Here is an 18,990-nt window from a genome sequence, read left to right as displayed (position 1 = left end):
AGCGTCACTTAAAGAGCCGTCGCCCGGTCGTTATGATGTTGCATCCGTCCTATTGCGACGGACGATTCCACCCCTCATGACCGACATCGTGCTATGAAAATCAGTGTTCTCGGAGCCGGCGCGATCGGCACCATGCTTGGCGGTTTGATCCGCGACAACGATCCGACTTGCGACGTCGTCTTGCTCGGCCGCGGAGGCCACATCCAAACAATCCGTGACTCCGGCCGCGTCCGACTGCAAGGACCTTGGCCTGAACGGAACGTCCAAGTCATCGGCACGGATGATCCAGCAGACATTGCCGGCTCGGACATGGTGTTGGTAACCGTCAAATCTCAAGCCACCGCGGAAGCCATCTCAGCCGCGGCACCTTACCTCGGTGCCGCAATCGTTGTCTCAGTTCAAAACGGATTCAACGACGATGCCTTGTTGCAACACGTCAACGAAGAACGCTTGGTCATGGGAATCACCGCGACCAACGTAACCGTCCCTGAACCTGGCACCGCCAGCCTTCAATTCAATGGCACAATCGTTCTCGGACCAAATGCTCAGGGAACCAATGCCGCATCCGCCACCGCGGCAACAAAAACACTTGAGAAAACCGGTTTTCGTGTATTCGAAGAAGCGAACGTGGAAGGCGTTCGGTACAACAAGCTCGCGATCAACTCTCCCGGTTACGCCGCTTCGCTATCGCAATCCAATTTCATCACCGAAGCCGTTTGCCATCGTGGGTGGAGAAGCGCCGTTGGCAAACCTTTGGCCGATGAATGCTTGCGAGTCTTCGACTCCGCAGGCGTCAAACTAGCCCGGATCCCAAAGCTTCCCGACATCCGAAAGTTGCGAGGCTTCTTTGGAAAACTCGACTCGCCTTTGCTTGGACCAATTGTCGGAACCGGCGCAAAATTGATCTTCAACCGACGCCCTATTCAGTTTTCGCTTTACCAAGATTTGCTGAAAGGCAAAGGCACCGAAGTCGACCACACGCTCGGTGAGATCGTCCGCTTGGCTGAACGGAATGGCACCACGGCTCCTTACAACCAAATGGTCATCGATTTGGCCCGAGAGATTGAAAACCGTGGGGCTGGCAAGTTCTTCACCCGCGAAGAAGTCATCGATCGCTTCCGACAAATCGAATCGCGATGAACGACTCGCGGCGCATCCTATTGACGGAAGGATCCAGCACCTCCGCTCGCCAAACGCTGCATTGCTTGGGCGGTCGACACACGATCGACGTCATGGATTCGGCCGCACTTAGCCAAGGTCGCTTCAGCACGTTTGTCCGGCACTGGCACCGATGCCCGCTTTCTTCGGCCGACCCAGTCGCCTATTTGCGACGGCTGAAAGAACTGATCGACAAGCACGACTACGATGTTGTGATCGCCACGCACGAACAAGCCTATTTGCTCAGTCGTGTTCGAGATCAACTTCAAAACCATGTTGCAGTTGCGTTGCCAACGTTCGTCGCAATTGATCGTTTGCAAAACAAAGCCAACTTCGCACGAGTGATGGAAGAGTTGGGCTTGCCCCAGCCTCACACTCGCATTGTCGACGGGACATCCATCCAATCACTGCAAGAAGGTTGCTCAGCACAAACCGAGTACCCATGTTTTCTTAAGACGGCTCATGGAACCGCGGGCAGGGGAGTGATTGCCATTCATGACTCTACGGAGATGCGTGAATGGATCAAAGAACAAACCGCAAGCGACGCGTCTTTACCCAACCAAGAGATCGTTCTGCAGGCTGCTGCACCAGGTGAACTTTCAATTCTGCAAGCAATCTTCGATCGCGGACGCTTGGTTGCCTGGCACGACGCGATGGGACTGCGCCGCGGAGTCGGAGGTGCACCAATCGTTCGCGTCAGCACCCATCGCGAAAACGTTGCGGATGATGTTCGTCGCTTGGGTGAGTCCCTTCAATGGCACGGGGCCCTTTTCGTCGAATACTTCTACGACAATTCGACCGGGCAGCACCAATTCATCGAAGCCAACCCGCGAATCGGTGAAACCGTCAATGCGATGTTGGCTGGCGTCAATCTTTGCCAATTGTTGGTCGAGGTTTCTCTTCGCAAGATCCCCGACTCGGCACCGGTTGCCTCGGGCGTTGCCGGCGTTCGATCTCACCAATTCCTCACCGCATTGCTCGACCAGGCCATGCAAACCGGGTCTCGTGCAAAGGTTTTGAAAGAGATAATCAACCGAGTCCGGCATCAAGATGGCTACCGCGATTCACAACCGGAAATGATGCGGCTCAAACAGGATCCGCTCAGCGGGATCCCGCCACTGGCCGTCGCAATCGAATTATTGCTATCGCCCAAACGCTCGCACAAAATGGTGCGATCCACGGTCGCAAACTACGGTCTGAACGCGGACGCGGTCGCCAGAATTGCCAGCCTGCCTGTCGAGGAACTCTCAGCAATTTTCGAGTGATACAAAGCTTGTACCGCGCTGAAACGATAAGTCTGTACAATTTGCAGGCGGTGCGAGTCGACTTGCGCCCATTGGATAGTCACGCTCTTTCGCTCCAATCCCCGAAATGGATCACAACATGAATCGCTTTTTTGCCTCGACCGTCCTGACTCTCGCATTTGCCACCATCGCCTCGGCACACTGCCAAGTCCCGTGCGGCATCTATGGCGACCAACGTCGCTTCGAGGAGATGCTGGAAGATGAACACACAATCTCAAAGGCTCAGATCGAAATCAATTCGCTCGCGGGCAAAACCGACGCACAATCTGTCAACCAAGCCGTTCGCTGGGTGACGACGAAAGAAGACCACGCGACTCGCATTCAGAACACCATTGCCGCCTACTTCATGGCGCAACGGATCAAGACTGACGATTCCGCTTACGGAAAAAAGCTGATGGCCGCTCACAAGGTCATGGTCAACGCGATGAAGGCGAAGCAGTCCGCAGATCCCGCGACTGCGAAAGCTCTGGAAGAATCGATCTTTGCTTTCTACGAAGCCTACGAAGGCAAAAAGCCTGACTTCGATCACGAGCATTGATCCATCGGCTGAATGCCCGATCCGTTCAGTTCAACCCACCACCGAATCTTAACATCAGGCCGCCTTCTGGGCGGCCTGACTCGTTTGAAGTAAACCGCTGAGAATTTTCTTTCCCTTCATCACGGTTTTGGCTTTTCGAATCAGTGTCGGAATTGCCAGAATCACCATTGGACTTCGGATCACTTCCTTTGCCACGCGACTCATCCCGCGTCCGAGCGTCACGTCTTTCGTCAAAGTCTTCAGCGCCGGTTCTCCCGCGCCCGCAAAGTTGTCGAGCATCCACTTAACGCCCGACGGCATCGCGAATCGACTCTTGTCCAACAACCAAAGAATCTCTGATTCACGAGCCGCGATTTTGGTGGCCGCTGGCTGTTGCTTTGGCATCAACACCCAGTTCACGTTGACATTCAATTCGCCGACCGAATGAACGTGGTGAAACCAATACCGCGGCAGAAACACCATGTCGCCCTCGCACAAATCGAACTCGTAAACCCGTTTGCCCTTCAGCGAGTTGTCCTCGAACAAACAAGTCTTCGAGAATGGCATGTTGGGAAGCGGCGTCTCTGGCGCGACAATCGTCCAACGTTTCTTGCCTTTGAGTTGCAAGTTAAAAACGTGCAACGAGTGACCGTCGTAATGCCAAGGTGTGGTATGACCACCTGAGTTGAACCAGACTCGAACGCAGTTGTCCCTCAAAAATGCTGTGTCCGGATTCATCGATTCCGTCACAACGGGCGGTGTCGTACAAACATCGTCAATCATCTCTTGTCGCACGTCGTACCACAGCAAACGTTCGGTTACCGATGCATCGACCGCGATCTTGTCACACAACGCACGACAAACCTCCTCCGCCCCACCGTCCGCGTGGGTCACTCCCCGAAAAATGACGGGCTGCTCAGTCGCGTAGTAATCGCGAAAAAATGTCTCGGCATCGTAGGCATCCAACGACGGAATTTCGCGAGAGGCCGGGGTGGACGTGGTCATGGTGCTATCTTGTGGGGTCAATCCAAGGGATGCTGTTTCGCAAACGCTTCGGCACGCTCGCGAACGCCGGGGATCAGTTTGACGGCATTCTCATAATACAATTTGCGGAGCACCTTGGGAGGAAGGTCCACTCCGTCGATTTGCCACAATCCTTGCGGTGGAGGCTCCTTTTCGCTGTAAGGGAACGCCTCATCATCGGTCTCGAAGAACCGCCAATAATAACGCAAACGCTGCTCCGGCCATGGACCGTCGGTCCCAAACAGCAACCGATCCTGGTACCGAATCAAAAATTCGCGGGCGGCTCGAGGTTGTCTTCCCAACTCATTGATTCGCGAGGCGGGCTCCACCCACAGGTTCGGATACTGATCCATCCATTCACTGACCATCGCGAGGTCCTCTGGATTGTTGGCAATGTGTGCCCCGATGAACTGCGTATTGGGATGCTTCGCGATCATACGATTTCGGGCGGCAAAGAGCTTCTCTCGGGAAGGAAACTCCTCCCCATGAAAACTCCAATCAGGATGCCGTGAAAGCTCTTCCCATCGCTCGTTGCGTTCGTCAATCGGATCAAAGAACGCTGCCGGGTCAGCGGTGTGGATGATGATTGGAATTTGAAGTTCACCACACGCGGCCCAAATCGGATCCCAACGCGGATCATCGATTTTCATCAACGATCCATCCGGATTCCGGTACCCCAAACCGAAACGCTTGAACAACTTCAAGCCGGAAGCACCTTGCTTGACCGCCTCTCGCAATTGCTCAACTGTCCGCTCGGCAAAACCGGGCCGATAACACGCCCAAGTCGCGGGGTCGTCACTCGCACCGTCTCCGCGCCAATCGACGTTGGCAAACAATACAAACCGACCGCGATGCTCCTTCCACAGATATTCCTTCTGCTCTTGGAACTGAGTCCCCAGCTTTCCATCGAGTGAGACGCAGACGGCAATGCGGTTGCGATCCATTGCCCCGACGAAATCTTCCAACGCCTCCCGATTGAGCCGCAGCCGATAGAAGAAATGCGTGTGCACATTGACCACTGGAAACGCGGCATGTGTGATCTCGGTGACCTTCGTCTTTAACTGAGACATCGGGTTGTAATGATGCACCGACAAATCGCGGCCTTCACGACCATCCAGGGGATTCTCATCGGCTTGATGAGTTTCAACATTCGTCGAACTGTCGTCGCGAGCCTTCGAGATAGACTTCGCAGCGCCTCGTGTCTTCACCACGGCATGAAGCTCACCGGGCTTTTGGGCGGTTGCACCTTGTGTCAGTAAAAACGCACTCAGCCAGGCAAAAAGAAACAACAAGCGTCGAAAGGTCATGGAGTATGCAAAGATCGGGGATGTATTTTTTCGCGAATTGTAGCGTCCTGCCAGCCATACTCGATTGAAGATTCGATGAGGAAAGCCGGTTTCGAATCGTAAGAGTTTCCCGACTGACCAGGTGCCCCCCGCAAAACAGAGGCCAACACAGATCATCAAATGAGCGATGGCGATGCAGGAACGTGCGATCCGGAACGCAGCGTCAGTCCAATTTGACTTGAGCGAGGTAAATCGCCGTGGTGAAGTCTGTCTCCACCTCTTCATCAAGCGACTCATGCTGAGAGTAATAGCTCACCCAAAGCTTGTCGTCATGGAACACCAAGCCGGCGTAGCTCGTGTCCCCACCGGACGGTAAAGCAAGGAACTCATCCAACTCTCCCGTTTTGGGATCCACCCAACACAGCGACGTTCGGACCTTCTGATCATACAGCCGGACTGCGGCAACGAACCGGCCATCAGGCAGACGAATCATGTGCGGGCCGCCAATTCGAACGCCCATGTCATTCCACGCCCAATCCGTGTAAGGCGGCTTCGCCACACCCCACATCCCGGTCTTGCTGCCCGCATCTCGCCGAAGCATGCAGTATGCCGTGTCATCGCCCAAGAACAGGATCGAAGACTCATTCGGATAGCCGTCGATCCCTAAATCATCGACCAGCACATCAAAACGCTTTCCATCATCGCTTTTGTACAACCGCACACGACGGTCCGATGGGTCACCGGTGTGGTAGGCAACACTGTATGCCGTTCCCTCGTTGGACCACGATGTCCGCCACAACCAATCACTTCGTTTGCCAGCGTCAACGGCGTCGCTCCAAGTTACGCCGTCGTCAGAAAACCAGTTGTACGACTGATGACTGCCTTCGCTTGGGTCATGCAACGCACCGGCCCCGCTCAGCATCAATTTGCCATCAGGAGTCACCGATAGCTTTGCATCACGCAGATCCGAATCATCGCTGGTAATCAGAGCGACCGACTCCCACTTCAAACCATCCTCGCTGCGGAGCACGCGCAACGCACCGTCATCAGAAACGTGACGCGTGCCTTCCCGGAAAACGCAAAACCAGTGACCTTTGAAACGTGCCAGGTCAGTGAATGCGTTGTGATGAGCTTGATCCCAAATCCGATCGACTCGCACAAGCTCTGCCGCCATTCCAGAACCGGCCTGCTGCATCGTTGCAACTAAGAATGACGTCAACAGACAAAACCCAATCGAACATCGTTTCATTGCCTGCATGCGTTCACCTCAAGGGACCAAATCGGCATCGAGAATGGACAAGCCGCTCAGATCGCGCCCGCCCAACCCTCGGAGAATAATCCCTCCTGAGCTCGCACCCAAGTGAACGCGCATAAAAAAAGGCAGTCCAAAACTGGACTGCCTTCTTTGTTCCGTTCGCCGCTGGCTCAGTTAGCCGATGCGGTTTCTTCTTCAGTCTTGGCTTCCGCTTCCGGAGCCGAATCAGATTCGGGAGCATCTTGTTCAAATGCAGGGCGTTGAGCCGAACGAGTGACGCGGTCGTTCTTGCCGACCAATTCGAGAATCGCTCGAGTACCACCATCGCCCAGGCGAGGTTTTGCCAAACGCATGATCCGGGTGTATCCACCGGGACGATCCGTGAAGCGTTCTGCAATCGTATCAAACAAAACCGCAACGGCTTCGCGATCACCGATCAGCTGCAAAACACGACGTTGAGCGTTGACATAAGGAGCACGAGCGTCGGCCCATTGGGTCCACTGTTCGCTCTTACGCCATTTTTTGTATTCGTCCGACCCACGTTCAGCCGAGGTTTCGTACTTCTTGGCTTCTTCGAGAGCGGGCAGGGCACGCTTTGCGAGCGTGATGCACTTCTCAACCAATGGACGAACTTCCTTGGCCTTTTCCAAAGTCGTGATGATACGACCCGGGACCTTCGGAGCATTTTCATCCAAGCTGGCGTCACGTTCGGTCAAGAACAGGGCGCTGGACAGGTTCCGCATCAATGCTTTGCGGTGAGCTGGAGAGCGGCCGAGAACGCGGCCTTTGCGGCGGTGACGCATGACGCGAATCCGTCAAATTGAATGGGAGTGAAATGAAAGTGAATAGAAGTCGTTGGCATGCATCGCTGACGCAATGCGTTGCTGACTAGAACAGGGGTTGATTCGGCACTCGCATGCCGAGGTGCAATCCGTACTGCGATAGCTTTTCACGAACTTCGTTGAGAGTTGTGTCGCCAAAGTTGCGAACTTCCAACAATGAATCTTCGGTTCGCTGCACAAGGTCGCGAACCGTCATGATGTTTTCGCTTTCCAAGCAATTGTTCGCTCGAACGGACAATCGCAGATCCGCAAGAGTCATGTTCAGCTTTGCTTCGAGCTGAGCTTCGGGCGAACCAGCTCCACCGCGGGCGGCGGAGAATATGCTTGGTCCCAATTCGCGATACTGCACGAATGGGTTGAGGTGTTTACGGAGAATCTTGGCCGCTTCGGTCAACGCCATTTCGGGGTTGATCGTTCCGTCGGTCCAGATTTCGAGGTTCAAACGATCGTAGTTGGTCTTTTGACCGACACGAGTCGCTTCGACTTCGTAACGAACACGAACGATGGGGCTGAAGACCGCATCGATCGGGATGATTCCGATCTCGTGGTCAACACTGCTGTGTTCGGTGCTTGGAACGTATCCACGACCGGTTTCGACAACCATTTCCATCATGAATGGAACGTCATCGGTTAGCGTGCAGATCACGTGATCTTTGTTGATGATCTCAACGTCCGCGTCGGTTTGCACATCAGCACCGGTCACAACACCAGCGGTGTTGCGTTCGACAGTGATCACGCGAGTCGAGTCAGTGTTGCTGTTGACGATCAACGACTTCACGTTCAGGACGATGTCGGTGACATCTTCGAGAACACCTGGAATCGTCGTGAACTCGTGCTGAGCGCCACGGATTTTGATTTGGGTAACGGCACTACCCACCAAACTGCTCAACAGCACGCGACGCATGCTGTTACCAATGCTGGCACCAAAACCACGCTCGAATGGCTCGGCAGAAAATTTGCCGTAGGTTTGGGTCAGCGAGTCACGATCGACTTCAAGCGAACTGGGCAGTTCCATGCCGCGCCAGCGGATGTGCATGGTCATGTTGGGCCTTTGATGGATGCGGAATGGGGTTGATCAGAAACGAAGCGGCGTCAGCGGGATTAGACGCGGCGTTTCTTGCGAGGACGGCAACCGTTGTGCGGGATGGGGGTCACTTCCTCGATCAATTTCACGTTCAAGCCAGCAGCTTGCAGCGCGGTGATGGCACTTTCGCGACCGGACCCAGGTCCTTTGACGCGAACTTCGACGTCACGCATACCAAACTTGGTTGCTTTTTCAGCAGCCTGTTGAGCAGCACACTGACCAGCGAAAGGCGTGCTTTTACGGCTGCCCTTGAATCCACTGGTTCCTGCACTGGCCCAGCACAACGTGTCACCCTTGGCGTCCGTGATGGTCACCGTGGTGTTGTTGAAAGTCGCGTGAACGTGAGCAACACCGTTGCTTACGTTTCTGCGGATGCGTTTTTTCTTGTTGGTCTTTGCCACCGAAACTTCTCAAACAGATCAATGAATGGGGGAAGGAAGGAAATTGGAATCAAGGCAAACCTGCGACTATCGCAGATCCTTGACGCCCTTCTTACCAGCGACCGTCTTACGAGGCCCTTTGCGGGTCCGTGCATTGGTCTTGGTGCGTTGCCCACGAACAGGCAAGCTGACACGGTGCCGGATGCCGCGATAGGATTTGATCTCCCGCATGCGGCTGATGTTTTGAGTCACTTGACGACGCAGCGGACCTTCGACGAGATAATCTCGTTCAAGAAGGGCGGCGATGCGACCTACATCTTCATCGCTGATGTCGCTGGCGGGTGAAGTTGGGTCAATGCCCAATTTTTCACACACCTCACGAGCCCGGTACAGCCCAAGGCCGTACAGGTACGTCAGCGAATATTGAATCTGTTTGTCGTTGGGGATGTCGACGCCCATCAGACGGGGCATGGCGATACTCCGAGAGCAGCTGCGAAGGATGTTAGATTATCTGTGCGTTATCGCGCTTCAGAAGCGCTGGATGGCGATGGAACGCAAGAGCGTCTTCGCCAGCGGATCGCGGACTATAGCAGTCGGCCCCCTTTTTGCTCAAGTGGAAGCGACAAAAGCAATCCGGAATTTTTTTCGGAGATGTCTTCATCTTTTAACATCACCACATCAACGTTTGCCCGAAACTACCAGCAGAGCCCGGAATCAACGTTGAATTGGATGCATCGGCGACACCCGAACCCGATCTGCAATCTCATCTGAGTTTTCTTTCGAACCGGTCGCTTTCACCGCCGAGAAACGTCCGTTTGCTCCGCTAGACACATTGCCTGCTCCCTTTTTGGACCCAATCTTGCTCTGTGGAACACAAAAGTCCGCTGCTGAAAACCGGAAAAACAATCGCCCGATACAGCCTGATTATTTCGATCAGGTGGTTGTTTCGATCAGCTGGGCAGACTGGATCTGGGCACCCGACGACGCATCCGCAACCAATCGGTTGGATAGTCGTCCTTCGCGGTCACGGGAAACGAGGTTTGAGAGACCAATTCAAACTCATCCAACGGCAGATCGACTCGCGTGTCGCCCGATACGTTCGCCCAAACGCGAGTCCACCACAATTCGGTGCACAGCGGAAACCATTGCTGGTAGATCTGGCCTCCACCGACAACAAAGATCCTTCGATCGGCGGCCAATGCGATCGCCTCCGATTTTCCCGAAGCGGTTTGCGTGCCTGGGAATTGCCAATGGCCCTGCCGTGTCAACACAATCGTTTGCCGGCCCGGCAACACTCGGCCGATCGATTCGAATGTTTTGCGACCCATGATCAAGGCGCCGCCCATCGTTGCCTTCTTGAACCGCTTCAGATCAGAGGACAGTCGCCAAGGCATGTCCTGGTCGTCTCCGATCACTCCATTGGGGGTTGCCGCAACAACGGCAGTGATGCTGCATCCGACGCCGTGATCGGCAGGCAACAGGTCCCGACTCCGCAATGAACGCGCGATCTCGCTCGGCGAATCTCCAGCGGACGGCATTTCACCGACCTGGCTGGCTGATGGAAGGTCCGGCGTCTGACCGGATGACTCGGGCAGGCTGGAATCGGGGCGGGAGCTAAATTCACTCATACCGCGTTTAAACTGCCACCGGAGCCTTGATGTGGGGATGGGGGTCGTAGTTTGTCAGCTCGAAATCATCGAACTGGAAATCCGTGACCGATGCGACGTCTCGCTTGATATGAAACGTCGGCAACGGCCGAGGCGTTCGGCTGAGTTGTTCGCGAGCTTGGTCGAAGTGGTTGCTATAGAGATGAACGTCGCCAAGCGTGTGAACAAATTCGCCCGGCTTCAGACCCGTGACATGGGCCATCATCGACGTCAACATCGCGTAGCTGGCGATATTGAACGGCACTCCCAAAAACAAATCCGCGCTGCGTTGATACAACTGACAAGACAGCCGTCCGCCAGAAACATAAAACTGAAACAGCAAATGACACGGCGGCAAAGCCATCTTCGGCACATCGGCCACGTTCCAAGCCGAAACGACCAAACGGCGTGATCTCGGGTTGGTGCGAATTTCGTTTTCGACCCAAGCGATTTGGTCGACCGTGTCGCCGTTGGCACCTTCCCAGCTTCGCCATTGGTGACCGTAGACCGGGCCCAGATCGCCGGCCTCATCGGCCCACTCGTCCCAAATCGAAACCTTGTTCTCTTTTAGGTAACCGATGTTGGTGTCCCCGCGAAGGAACCACAGCAATTCGTGCAAAATCGACCGGATATGCAGCTTCTTAGTCGTCAACAGAGGAAAACCCTCCGCCAAATCAAACCGCATTTGGCGTCCAAACAGACTGCGAGTGCCGACGCCCGTCCGGTCGTCTCGATCAATCCCGTCATGCAGGACTTCGTCTAATAGTTGCAAATAGCCTTGCATGAGCGTCTCGCGTCGATCCGAAATGGCTGGCGAATTTCTTTCGCCGGTGATTCTGAATGGTAACAGCCAACGCCGCTATCGAGGATCCGACTTTTGAAAGTTCGAGGGCAACGCGATCCAAGGAACGCCTCACACCCGCCTCGTTCAGTTTTCTCAACCGATGGAATCCGATCCATTGCCCGGTGAGGTCCAATCAAGCGTCCAATGTCGATCACTCGTCATTTGAACTGCTTCCCCTGGAATCCCAACGGCTGAAACCATTTCGCGAGCCTCCTCCAACGTCAACGATGCCAGCAATGACTGCCGTAGCAGCTGCGAAGGCGCATATTCCGGGGCGACATCGACTTCCACGTCAGTATCGGTGTGCTCCTCCACCAACCGCTCCACCTCGTCTTCACTGCCAGGCCGAAACAAATCGCGAATGAAGATCCGCCCGCCGGGCATGAGTGCCCGCATCGCAACCTGAATCCCGGTGATTGGATCAGGCAGATGATGAAAAACCGTGTTGCTGATGATGGTTTGAGCCAAATCCTCCTGCAGGCTCTCGGGGTCGGTCAGATCGATTTGCTGAAGCCAAACCAAATCCTGCATCCCGTTGAGCTCAATTTCGAAGCTCGCTAGTTCCAGCATGTCGACGCTGAAATCGACCGCCATGATCTGCAATTGCCCCTCGGCAAAGCTGGATTGCGACAAACCACCTGCATCTTCGAGTTCCCGCCAGCGTTCACCCAACATCAACGCGATGCCGGCGGGGCCACACCCCAAATCGATCACTCGCGGGCCAACGCCCCCTCCAGAAAGCAGATCGTTGACAAAGGTGGTGTTCACCTGTCGATGATCCATGGCTTGATAGGCGGCCGCATCAGCGGCGGAATCGTCCGGGATGGGTTCCAGTACACGAGCGAACATGCGTTCAGGACACTTTTGGGAGAAAACGGCTTGAAAAAACCAAAAGACAGTTGGGTGAAAATCGACGCCCAAAGTCGTTCACTGGGGGATTCCGCCCAGACTTTGCGCGATTTTGGCTAAATTCCACCCCACATAATTCCAGTGGGCAACTACAACTTGAACAAGATACCCGACCAAAACAAAGGACTGCGCGTGCTGAAGGGAATCGGGGGTTTGCGCTGGTTGTGGGTAAATTGACTGTTGGGCGGACTGCAACGATCGCCCATTGCCCCTGATGTGCCTGGAGCCGCCCGGTGAGCCGATCTCAACCAGACCCCAACTCGACCAGTTCAGCAAGTCGCATGAACGGAAGTTCGTCTCATTTTCCCTCTGGCAACTGGTCGCCTTCGGCCCCCACTGAATCGTGGGCGATGGTCACTCCCGGCGAGGTGCTTCGATCGTTTCGTCGCCGCTTGCCATCGATCGTGTTCACCACTGTGCTGGTGACCATCGCGGTCATCGCGCTTTTGATCGTCTGGCCGAACCAGTACCGAAGCGAAGGCCTGATGTACGTCCGCCTGGGTCGCGGCGCGCTCGCTGTTGATCCAACCACAAAGGCAACTCAATCGGTCTCGATGCAAGAGAGCCGAACCGCAGAAGTTGTCAGCATCGGCGAGATGATTGGCAGTCGCGAAATCGCTGAACGAGCGGTGGAGCGCATCGGCGTCGAAAACATCAATCAACCACGAACCTGGATCGATCAGGGCCTCAAAGACATCGAGTCCTTTCTCCAATCAGACCACCAGTTGGTTGCTTGGTTGCCTAAGTCCGACGGTAAAACGGTCGGCGAAATGTCGCCTGAACAATACAAGGGCCAATTGGATCGCGAACAAGCGATCAAGAAAGTCTCTAAAGCGATCAACGTCCAAATCGCGAAAAATGGCTACACCGTTGCGGTTGCCGGCAAAGGCGACGATCCGTTGCTGGTGCAATCCATCGTGCAAGCCGTGATGGACGAATACGGTCGCTATCACGTGGAAGCTCACAGTGTGGACGGCTCGGAATCCTTCTTCGAAAAACGCGCCAAGCAAAGTCGCGACACTGCTTTGGCAACTCGCCGAGCCTTGCAAGAAACACGCAACGAGATGGGCTGGCTTAGCGCCGCCTCCGCAGAAGAAACCCTGCGTGAACGAATCATCGATTTGGAAATGAAGCTGAACACGGCCGACAGCGAACTCGCCGAAGCGATCAGCCAAGCCGAAGAGCTTCGTCGTCAACTCGACGGAACCAAAGAATGGGTTCCTGTCGAGGTCACGCTAGGCATCGCCAACGCAGCCGGTGATCAAATGCGAAGCCAACTGTATGACGTGCAAATCCAAGACGGAGAAGAACTGGCACGCGTCAGCCCCAATCACCCACGCTACAAATTGTTGCAAGAGAAAATGCAGCAGAGCGCTCAACTTGCTGACGCCGAACGCGAAGATCGCGAAGAACGCCGTGAAGCGATCAATCCGGTCTATCAAGAACTCGAAACTCAGTTTCAAACCGTCCGCGCCAAAGCCGTTGGCTTGAAGAGTCGCCGCGATGCAGTGAATGAGCGTTTGGCAGCAACGCAGTTGGACCTGCAACGTCTCAACGGAGACGCGACCCGGTTGGCTGAACTGACCTGGGAAGCCGAATTGGCGGAAGAAACCTATCGCGAACACGCTCGATCATTGGAAGAAGCTCGCGTGAATACCGCTCTGGATGATTTGCAGATGTCCGATGTCAGCGTCATTCAAGACGCGACGTTGAACTTAAAGCAGTCTGGCCCAATGCGAGGCTTGCTCGCGGTGGTCGGTTTGCTGCTCGGGCTGAGCCTTGGATTGCTACAAGCGATCCTGCGAGATTCGCCGGTCGCTTCAACCGGCGGGTCCCGTGGAGAGATTTCGCGTAACAAAGCGGCCAAATCTCGTCGACGCACAAAGTCCGCCGATGTTGCGACCAGTACGGACTCGGACCTGGACGATGTGATGCACGAACAAGAAGACATTCGATCGAACGAGACGGTGACTGCCGGCGTGCCCACAGGCAACACGGTTGCCATGAACGAAACGTCCGGCACGTTCAACGCCCCCATGCCTCGCTAGTCGCGATTGATTTGGATGCGATGCAGGACTGCATTGCAGAGACCAAGACAACCTTTCACGGATGACTCGACGGGGCAAAAAAACGCACCTAGGAACAACAACTTTGTTTTCATTTTTCAAGAAAGAACGACGCGAAAGCCTGCTGCGGTGGAAGGACGAAGCCTCGCTTGGTCGACGCCGCGTGCTGCTGCTGTCGTCTCGCCAGTTCGACCGCGAGCTGAATCGCGAACGACTGCGTGCCACTCGCCGCTCAATTCCTTTCTGTCTGCTGACCGTCGAACTGCTCACCAAGGCGGGATCGACTCGCCGCAGCACCAACAAACAAAACCGCCAACTCGTCGACTTGCTGCTTCGCAACCTTCGCGTCACGGACGAAAAGGGAATCCTTGCAACGTTTCGTTATGGTGTGCTGCTGGTCGACACTCCCGAAATGGGCGGCCGTGCCGTACTGGACCGTTTGGCTCGTCTGACATCCGCCGCGGGCTTGGAAGTCCGGCTGAATCTTCAGGTGCACGATCCGAACGGCTTCGGCGAAGACCAAGAAAACAATCAGGATGCGTCGGGGGACCGCCGAGCCGACGATCGCCGCAGAGACGACCCTGCGGATTCGGAAGAAGCCTGGGTCCGCTTGGCATCCACCGCCGCCGAATCACCTGCTCCCACCGAGCCGACGACGTTGTCCCACAACCGCGTGCAGTCCTCGATCGACGACATCACTCTTGCCGGGTCACAACAACAAAGCAGCCAAGCCGGGTTGTGGCTCAAACGCGGAATCGACGTTGTCGGAGCCGGCATCGGATTGGTGTTGGCCGGCCCTGCAATCTTGGGTGCCATGGCGGCAATCAAGCTGACCGACGGCGGCCCAGTGTTCTTTCGCCAAACCCGAGAAGGACAAAATGGCCGCCCGTTCACAATCCTGAAACTTCGCACGATGATCGTCGACGCGGAAAAATTCCAGGCGGAATTGCGTGCTGAAAGCCACCGCGACGGGCCCGCTTTCAAGATTTCTCGCGACCCCAGAGTGACCAAAGTTGGGCACTTTTTGCGTGCGACTTGTTTGGACGAACTGCCCCAACTGATTAATGTGTTGACTGGCGACATGTCATTGGTCGGACCTCGTCCACTACCATGGCATGAGAGCCGAGCCTGCGAACGTTGGCACCGACGACGACTCGACGTTCGCCCTGGACTGACCTGCACTTGGCAAGTCAACAAGGCCAAGGCTGTGACGTTCGATGATTGGATGCGGATGGATCTTCGTTACATCGACCAATTGGGTTTGTTCCAAGATCTAAGACTCATCGCTCAAACTGTCGTTGTGCCCGTGACGGGGCGTGGCGGCGAATAGACTTCCAACATGTCCGCCGTTTTGCCCGCGAATCCCGAATCCAACGAATCGTCGCAAGCTAGCCCGTTGATCGGTTCCTCTGGGGACGACTCAACGGCACGCGATGGGTCTGTCGTCACCGAAACAAAAGGGAAATCGATCGGGGACGGTTCGCCGCTCGATGCCAAAGTCGTCTTCCTGACGCACTACATTCCGCTCTACCAAGTCCGTGTGCTGCAAGAAATCACGAAGCGAATTCGCGATTTCCAAATCCTGCTCAGCACTCCGATCGAACCGAATCGCAACTTCCGATTGGATTGGTCAGGACTCAACGTGGAAGTCCAAAAGACGGTCACGCTGAGACGCCGATGGCGACATGCCAAAGCAGGCTTTGACGACCAGCTATTCGTGCACGTTCCATACGACACGCTCAAGCAACTCAAACGCATTCGGCCTGATGTCGTCGTCTCGCACGAACTCGGTGCACGTTCATTGGCCGCGGCTCGCTATTGCCGCCGCTCGGGCGCACGCTTGGTCCTCGCGACCTTCATGAGTGAACACACTGAACAAGGACGCGGGCGACTTCGCAACTGGGCTCGTCGCCGCTTGATCCGTTCCGCCGATGCGATCACCTACAACGGTCCCTCATGCCGCGAAGTCTTGCTGTCGTTGGGTGCCAAAGAAGAACAGCTGTTCCATTTGCCGTATGCTGCGGATGATCGGACGACCTCTCGCGAAACAAAACGGCCACCGGAGTCCGAGGTTCGTCGACGCTTGCTTTGCATCGGTCAGCTCTCTCAACGCAAAGGTGTCCTGCCGTTGATTCGCCAAGCCAGCGACTTCTGCGCCGCCAACAACGAAGCACTGGAAATCACTTTTGTAGGCGATGGACCTTGCCGCAGCGAACTGGAAACACTGGCATCCGGTGGTAGCACCGATGAACACGGCTCCATCGATTCGCGGCTGAAGATCCACTTGCTTGGGAACCGCCCCGCGGCCGAACTGCCTGAACTGATGCGTGATCACGGTGCGATCGTGGCACCAACCTTGGCTGACGAGTGGCTGCTGGTCACCAACGAAGGCATGCACGCCGGAATGCCAATCATCGGTAGCATCTACGCTCAATCCGTGACGACGTTGATCAAGAATGGACGCAACGGTTGGCAGTACGATCCACTGTCCCACGGGGCTCCAAACATGGAGCCGAATTCGTGTGAAAGCGGCTCCTCCGATTCGCCGCAAACCACACTGGACCTTTCCGGCGCACTTCGTGGTTACCTTGCCGCCGACAACAAGACAATCGCTGAGATGCGTGAGAACGCCAGACACGACATTCAAGACTACACGCCGGCACGATCAGCGAACGGAGCAATTGAAGCGATCCGATCCGCGCTGAACCAACGCGACGCTGGTCCGACGGGGAAAACGGCACGATGAGTCAACCGTTGATCGGCAGCTTGTCCATGGACCTGGACAACAAGTGGGCCTACCTCCGCGCCGCTGGGCATGAGAACTGGGAGTCCTCGTCGAGCTACTTCGACATCGCGGTACCGCGAATCGTTGAATTGCTTGGCGAGCTGGACCTCCCGCTGACAGTGTTCTTGGTCGGCCGCGACTTGGATGTCGACGAAGATGTTCGGACCATCCGAATGTTTGATCAACTCCCTAGCTGGGAGGCCTCCAACCATTCGCTCAATCATCTGCCCTGGATGCATACGATGAGCGATTCGGAAATTGAATCCGAGATCATGATAACTCATGATCGCATTGTTTCGACCATCGGCACGCGTCCGGTCGGTTTCCGTGGTCCTGGATTCAGTTGCCCGGCTGAAGTCCTGCGTGTGCTGATTAAAAACCAGTACACCTATGACGCCTCTATCTTTCCGACCTCGATGGCACCAATCGCTCGCGCCGTATTTCTGGCTCGCACGAATTTGAAAGGCGAGCAGCGCGAGAAGGCCAAGAAGCTCTACGGCGGTTTTGCATCGATGCGAAACCCCAATCGACCGTTCATGCGTCACGAAGAAGTCGACGGTGAGACTTTTCCTCTACAGGAAATCCCAGTCACCACGCTTCCGTTTCTTCGAACGCCAATTCACTTTAGCTACGTCACCTTTCTGGCCAGTTTCAGCGTGACGGTTGCGAAGATGTATTTTTCGATGTCACTGAACCTGTGCCGAATGACAGGCACATCACCATCCTTGTTGCTTCACCCTCCTGACTTCCTCGGGTGTGAAGACGATTCCGACATGGCTTACTTCCCCGGCATGAAACTGAAACGCGAAGAGAAACTTTCGTTCATGCGATGGGCTCTCGGAAAGTTCGCTCGCGAATTTGAGGTGCGGACCATGCTGGATCAAACCCAAACACTCGCGACAGCGGACGGCTTCGTCCCTCAACCTGCAACCACTTGAACAAAACCATGTTGGACTACGGACAGCACAATGTCTTGGGCATTGGCGTCAATGCGATCGACTACGAGGCTGCTGTTGATCGCATCATCACCGCTGCCAAAAATCATTCGCCGATGGCGGTCACCGCATTGGCCGTTCATGGTGTGATGACCGGCGTGCTGGACCGAGAACACCACTATCGACTCAATCAGTTCGACTTGGTTTGCCCTGACGGACAACCGGTTCGATGGGCGTTGAATCGTTTGCATCGCGGAGCCTTTGATGGACCGCCGCTTTCCGATCGCGTTTATGGTCCTGAGCTAACGCTACGCTTGTGTGCCCAAGCTGCAAAAGATGATGTGCCGATCTTTCTGTTTGGAGCAACGGAGGAAATGCTTCAGCAGTTTGCGGATCGATTGTGCGAACGTTTTGAGGGTCTTCGCATCGTCGGCAAACGAGCATCGGCGTTTCGACAAATCTCAGCTGAAGAACGCGAAGAATTGGCTGAAGAAATCCGAGCGAGCGGGGCGGAAATGTGCTTCGTCGGCCTGGGCTGCCCTCGTCAAGAAATCTTTGCCTACGAGATGAAAGAGCATCTTTCGATGCCGTTGATCGCCGTAGGTGCCGCGTTCGCTTTCCATGCGGGGATGCTGGAACAGGCCCCGCCATGGATGCAAAAAAACGGGCTGGAATGGTTCTTCCGTCTGACCCGTGAACCCGGCCGATTGTGGCGACGATATCTGTATCTCAACCCTGCCTATGTGTCGTTACTGACGCTGCAGAAACTTGGAATCTACCGTCGAAAATGCGACGGCGGGCAATCCCCCAGCAAAGAACTGATGTTTGGCTGATCCGTCACTTGGGGTCGCCCAATCGACGCCCGCGTGAATTCACTTAGCAACGCGTGAACAACAAGTGACGATGTTAGCGGTATGGCGCAAGCCGCCCGGTGAGGAACCGGAGGGCTCGCGCCC

18 protein-coding genes are annotated in these 18,990 nt (G+C 55.4%); 8 read left to right on the top strand and 10 right to left on the bottom strand.

The genetic code is table 11. From position 1 onward, the window contains the following. The first annotated feature begins 93 nt into the window (after nucleotides 1–93). The 3 genes from RB_RS26335 (at nucleotide 94) to RB_RS26325 (ending at nucleotide 3,000) form a co-directional block, all read left to right on the top strand. On the top strand, nucleotides 94–1,140 hold the full coding sequence (locus tag RB_RS26335; RefSeq protein WP_007328393.1) for a ketopantoate reductase family protein: 1,047 nt from the start codon (nucleotides 94–96) through the stop codon (nucleotides 1,138–1,140). Next, nucleotides 1,137–2,423, top strand: a complete 1,287-nt coding sequence (locus RB_RS26330) for a carboxylate--amine ligase (RefSeq protein WP_011123834.1) — start codon at nucleotides 1,137–1,139, stop codon at nucleotides 2,421–2,423. Before RB_RS26335 ends, RB_RS26330 begins: the two co-directional genes overlap by 4 nt. Before the next feature lie 118 nt (nucleotides 2,424–2,541). Then, entirely contained in the window at nucleotides 2,542–3,000 is a 459-nt protein-coding gene (locus RB_RS26325; protein ID WP_231846000.1) for a superoxide dismutase, Ni, read from the top strand. A 54-nt stretch (nucleotides 3,001–3,054) separates the two neighbouring features. On the opposite strand, the gene RB_RS26320 is transcribed toward RB_RS26325, so the two are convergent. From RB_RS26320 to RB_RS26275, 10 genes are all read right to left on the bottom strand, one after another. Beyond that, the gene (locus tag RB_RS26320) at nucleotides 3,055–3,984 is read right to left on the bottom strand and encodes a cupin-like domain-containing protein (RefSeq protein ID WP_007340240.1); all 930 of its coding nucleotides are present in this window, start codon (nucleotides 3,982–3,984) and stop codon (nucleotides 3,055–3,057) included. Between the two features lie 17 nt (nucleotides 3,985–4,001). Continuing rightward, nucleotides 4,002–5,309, bottom strand: a complete 1,308-nt coding sequence (locus RB_RS26315; protein WP_164922549.1) for an amidohydrolase family protein — start codon at nucleotides 5,307–5,309, stop codon at nucleotides 4,002–4,004. Between the two features lie 202 nt (nucleotides 5,310–5,511). Further along, nucleotides 5,512–6,537 (bottom strand): sialidase family protein, encoded by a 1,026-nt coding sequence (locus RB_RS26310; protein WP_231845998.1) that lies wholly within the window; start codon nucleotides 6,535–6,537, stop codon nucleotides 5,512–5,514. A gap of 176 nt (nucleotides 6,538–6,713) precedes the next feature. Continuing rightward, entirely contained in the window at nucleotides 6,714–7,346 is a 633-nt protein-coding gene (locus RB_RS26305) for a bL17 family ribosomal protein (protein ID WP_011123829.1), read from the bottom strand. Nucleotides 7,347–7,431: 85 nt separating this feature from the next. Further along, nucleotides 7,432–8,427, bottom strand: coding sequence for a DNA-directed RNA polymerase subunit alpha (locus RB_RS26300; protein ID WP_007328400.1), 996 nt, complete (start codon nucleotides 8,425–8,427; stop codon nucleotides 7,432–7,434). A gap of 59 nt (nucleotides 8,428–8,486) precedes the next feature. Next, nucleotides 8,487–8,870: a 30S ribosomal protein S11 gene (gene rpsK / locus RB_RS26295; protein ID WP_007328401.1), complete on the bottom strand. Its 384-nt coding sequence runs from the start codon at nucleotides 8,868–8,870 to the stop codon at nucleotides 8,487–8,489. Between the two features lie 66 nt (nucleotides 8,871–8,936). After that, nucleotides 8,937–9,308 carry a 30S ribosomal protein S13 gene (gene rpsM, locus RB_RS26290; protein WP_007328402.1) on the bottom strand — a complete coding sequence of 124 codons (372 nt, stop codon included), beginning with the start codon at nucleotides 9,306–9,308 and terminating at the stop codon, nucleotides 8,937–8,939. Nucleotides 9,309–9,799: 491 nt separating this feature from the next. Further along, complete coding sequence (locus RB_RS26285) at nucleotides 9,800–10,477, bottom strand: dihydrofolate reductase (protein ID WP_164922548.1); 678 nt, start codon at nucleotides 10,475–10,477, stop codon at nucleotides 9,800–9,802. A gap of 7 nt (nucleotides 10,478–10,484) precedes the next feature. Then, nucleotides 10,485–11,279, bottom strand: coding sequence for a thymidylate synthase (locus RB_RS26280; protein ID WP_007330472.1), 795 nt, complete (start codon nucleotides 11,277–11,279; stop codon nucleotides 10,485–10,487). A 153-nt stretch (nucleotides 11,280–11,432) separates the two neighbouring features. Then, nucleotides 11,433–12,188 (bottom strand): class I SAM-dependent methyltransferase, encoded by a 756-nt coding sequence (locus tag RB_RS26275; RefSeq protein ID WP_007330473.1) that lies wholly within the window; start codon nucleotides 12,186–12,188, stop codon nucleotides 11,433–11,435. Between the two features lie 341 nt (nucleotides 12,189–12,529). Here RB_RS26275 and RB_RS26270 point away from each other — a divergent pair, with 341 nt between their 5' ends. The 5 genes from RB_RS26270 (at nucleotide 12,530) to RB_RS26250 (ending at nucleotide 18,867) form a co-directional block, all read left to right on the top strand. Next, nucleotides 12,530–14,296, top strand: a complete 1,767-nt coding sequence (locus RB_RS26270) for a GumC family protein (protein ID WP_164922547.1) — start codon at nucleotides 12,530–12,532, stop codon at nucleotides 14,294–14,296. A 103-nt stretch (nucleotides 14,297–14,399) separates the two neighbouring features. Further along, the gene (locus tag RB_RS26265) at nucleotides 14,400–15,644 is read left to right on the top strand and encodes a sugar transferase (protein ID WP_164922546.1); all 1,245 of its coding nucleotides are present in this window, start codon (nucleotides 14,400–14,402) and stop codon (nucleotides 15,642–15,644) included. Nucleotides 15,645–15,653: 9 nt separating this feature from the next. Next, nucleotides 15,654–17,060 (top strand): glycosyltransferase family 4 protein, encoded by a 1,407-nt coding sequence (locus tag RB_RS26260; protein ID WP_011123820.1) that lies wholly within the window; start codon nucleotides 15,654–15,656, stop codon nucleotides 17,058–17,060. After that, complete coding sequence (locus RB_RS26255; protein ID WP_011123819.1) at nucleotides 17,057–18,037, top strand: polysaccharide deacetylase family protein; 981 nt, start codon at nucleotides 17,057–17,059, stop codon at nucleotides 18,035–18,037. Before RB_RS26260 ends, RB_RS26255 begins: the two co-directional genes overlap by 4 nt. 8 nt (nucleotides 18,038–18,045) lie before the next feature. Then, complete coding sequence (locus tag RB_RS26250; RefSeq protein WP_007340251.1) at nucleotides 18,046–18,867, top strand: WecB/TagA/CpsF family glycosyltransferase; 822 nt, start codon at nucleotides 18,046–18,048, stop codon at nucleotides 18,865–18,867. The last annotated feature ends 123 nt before the right edge of the window (nucleotides 18,868–18,990 follow it).

The sequence above is a fragment of the Rhodopirellula baltica SH 1 genome (genome assembly GCF_000196115.1).
GTDB classification, from domain to species: Bacteria; Planctomycetota; Planctomycetia; order Pirellulales; family Pirellulaceae; genus Rhodopirellula; species Rhodopirellula baltica.
Note: the sequence above shows the minus strand (reverse complement) of the source record. Positions and strands in the feature narration are given on the sequence as shown.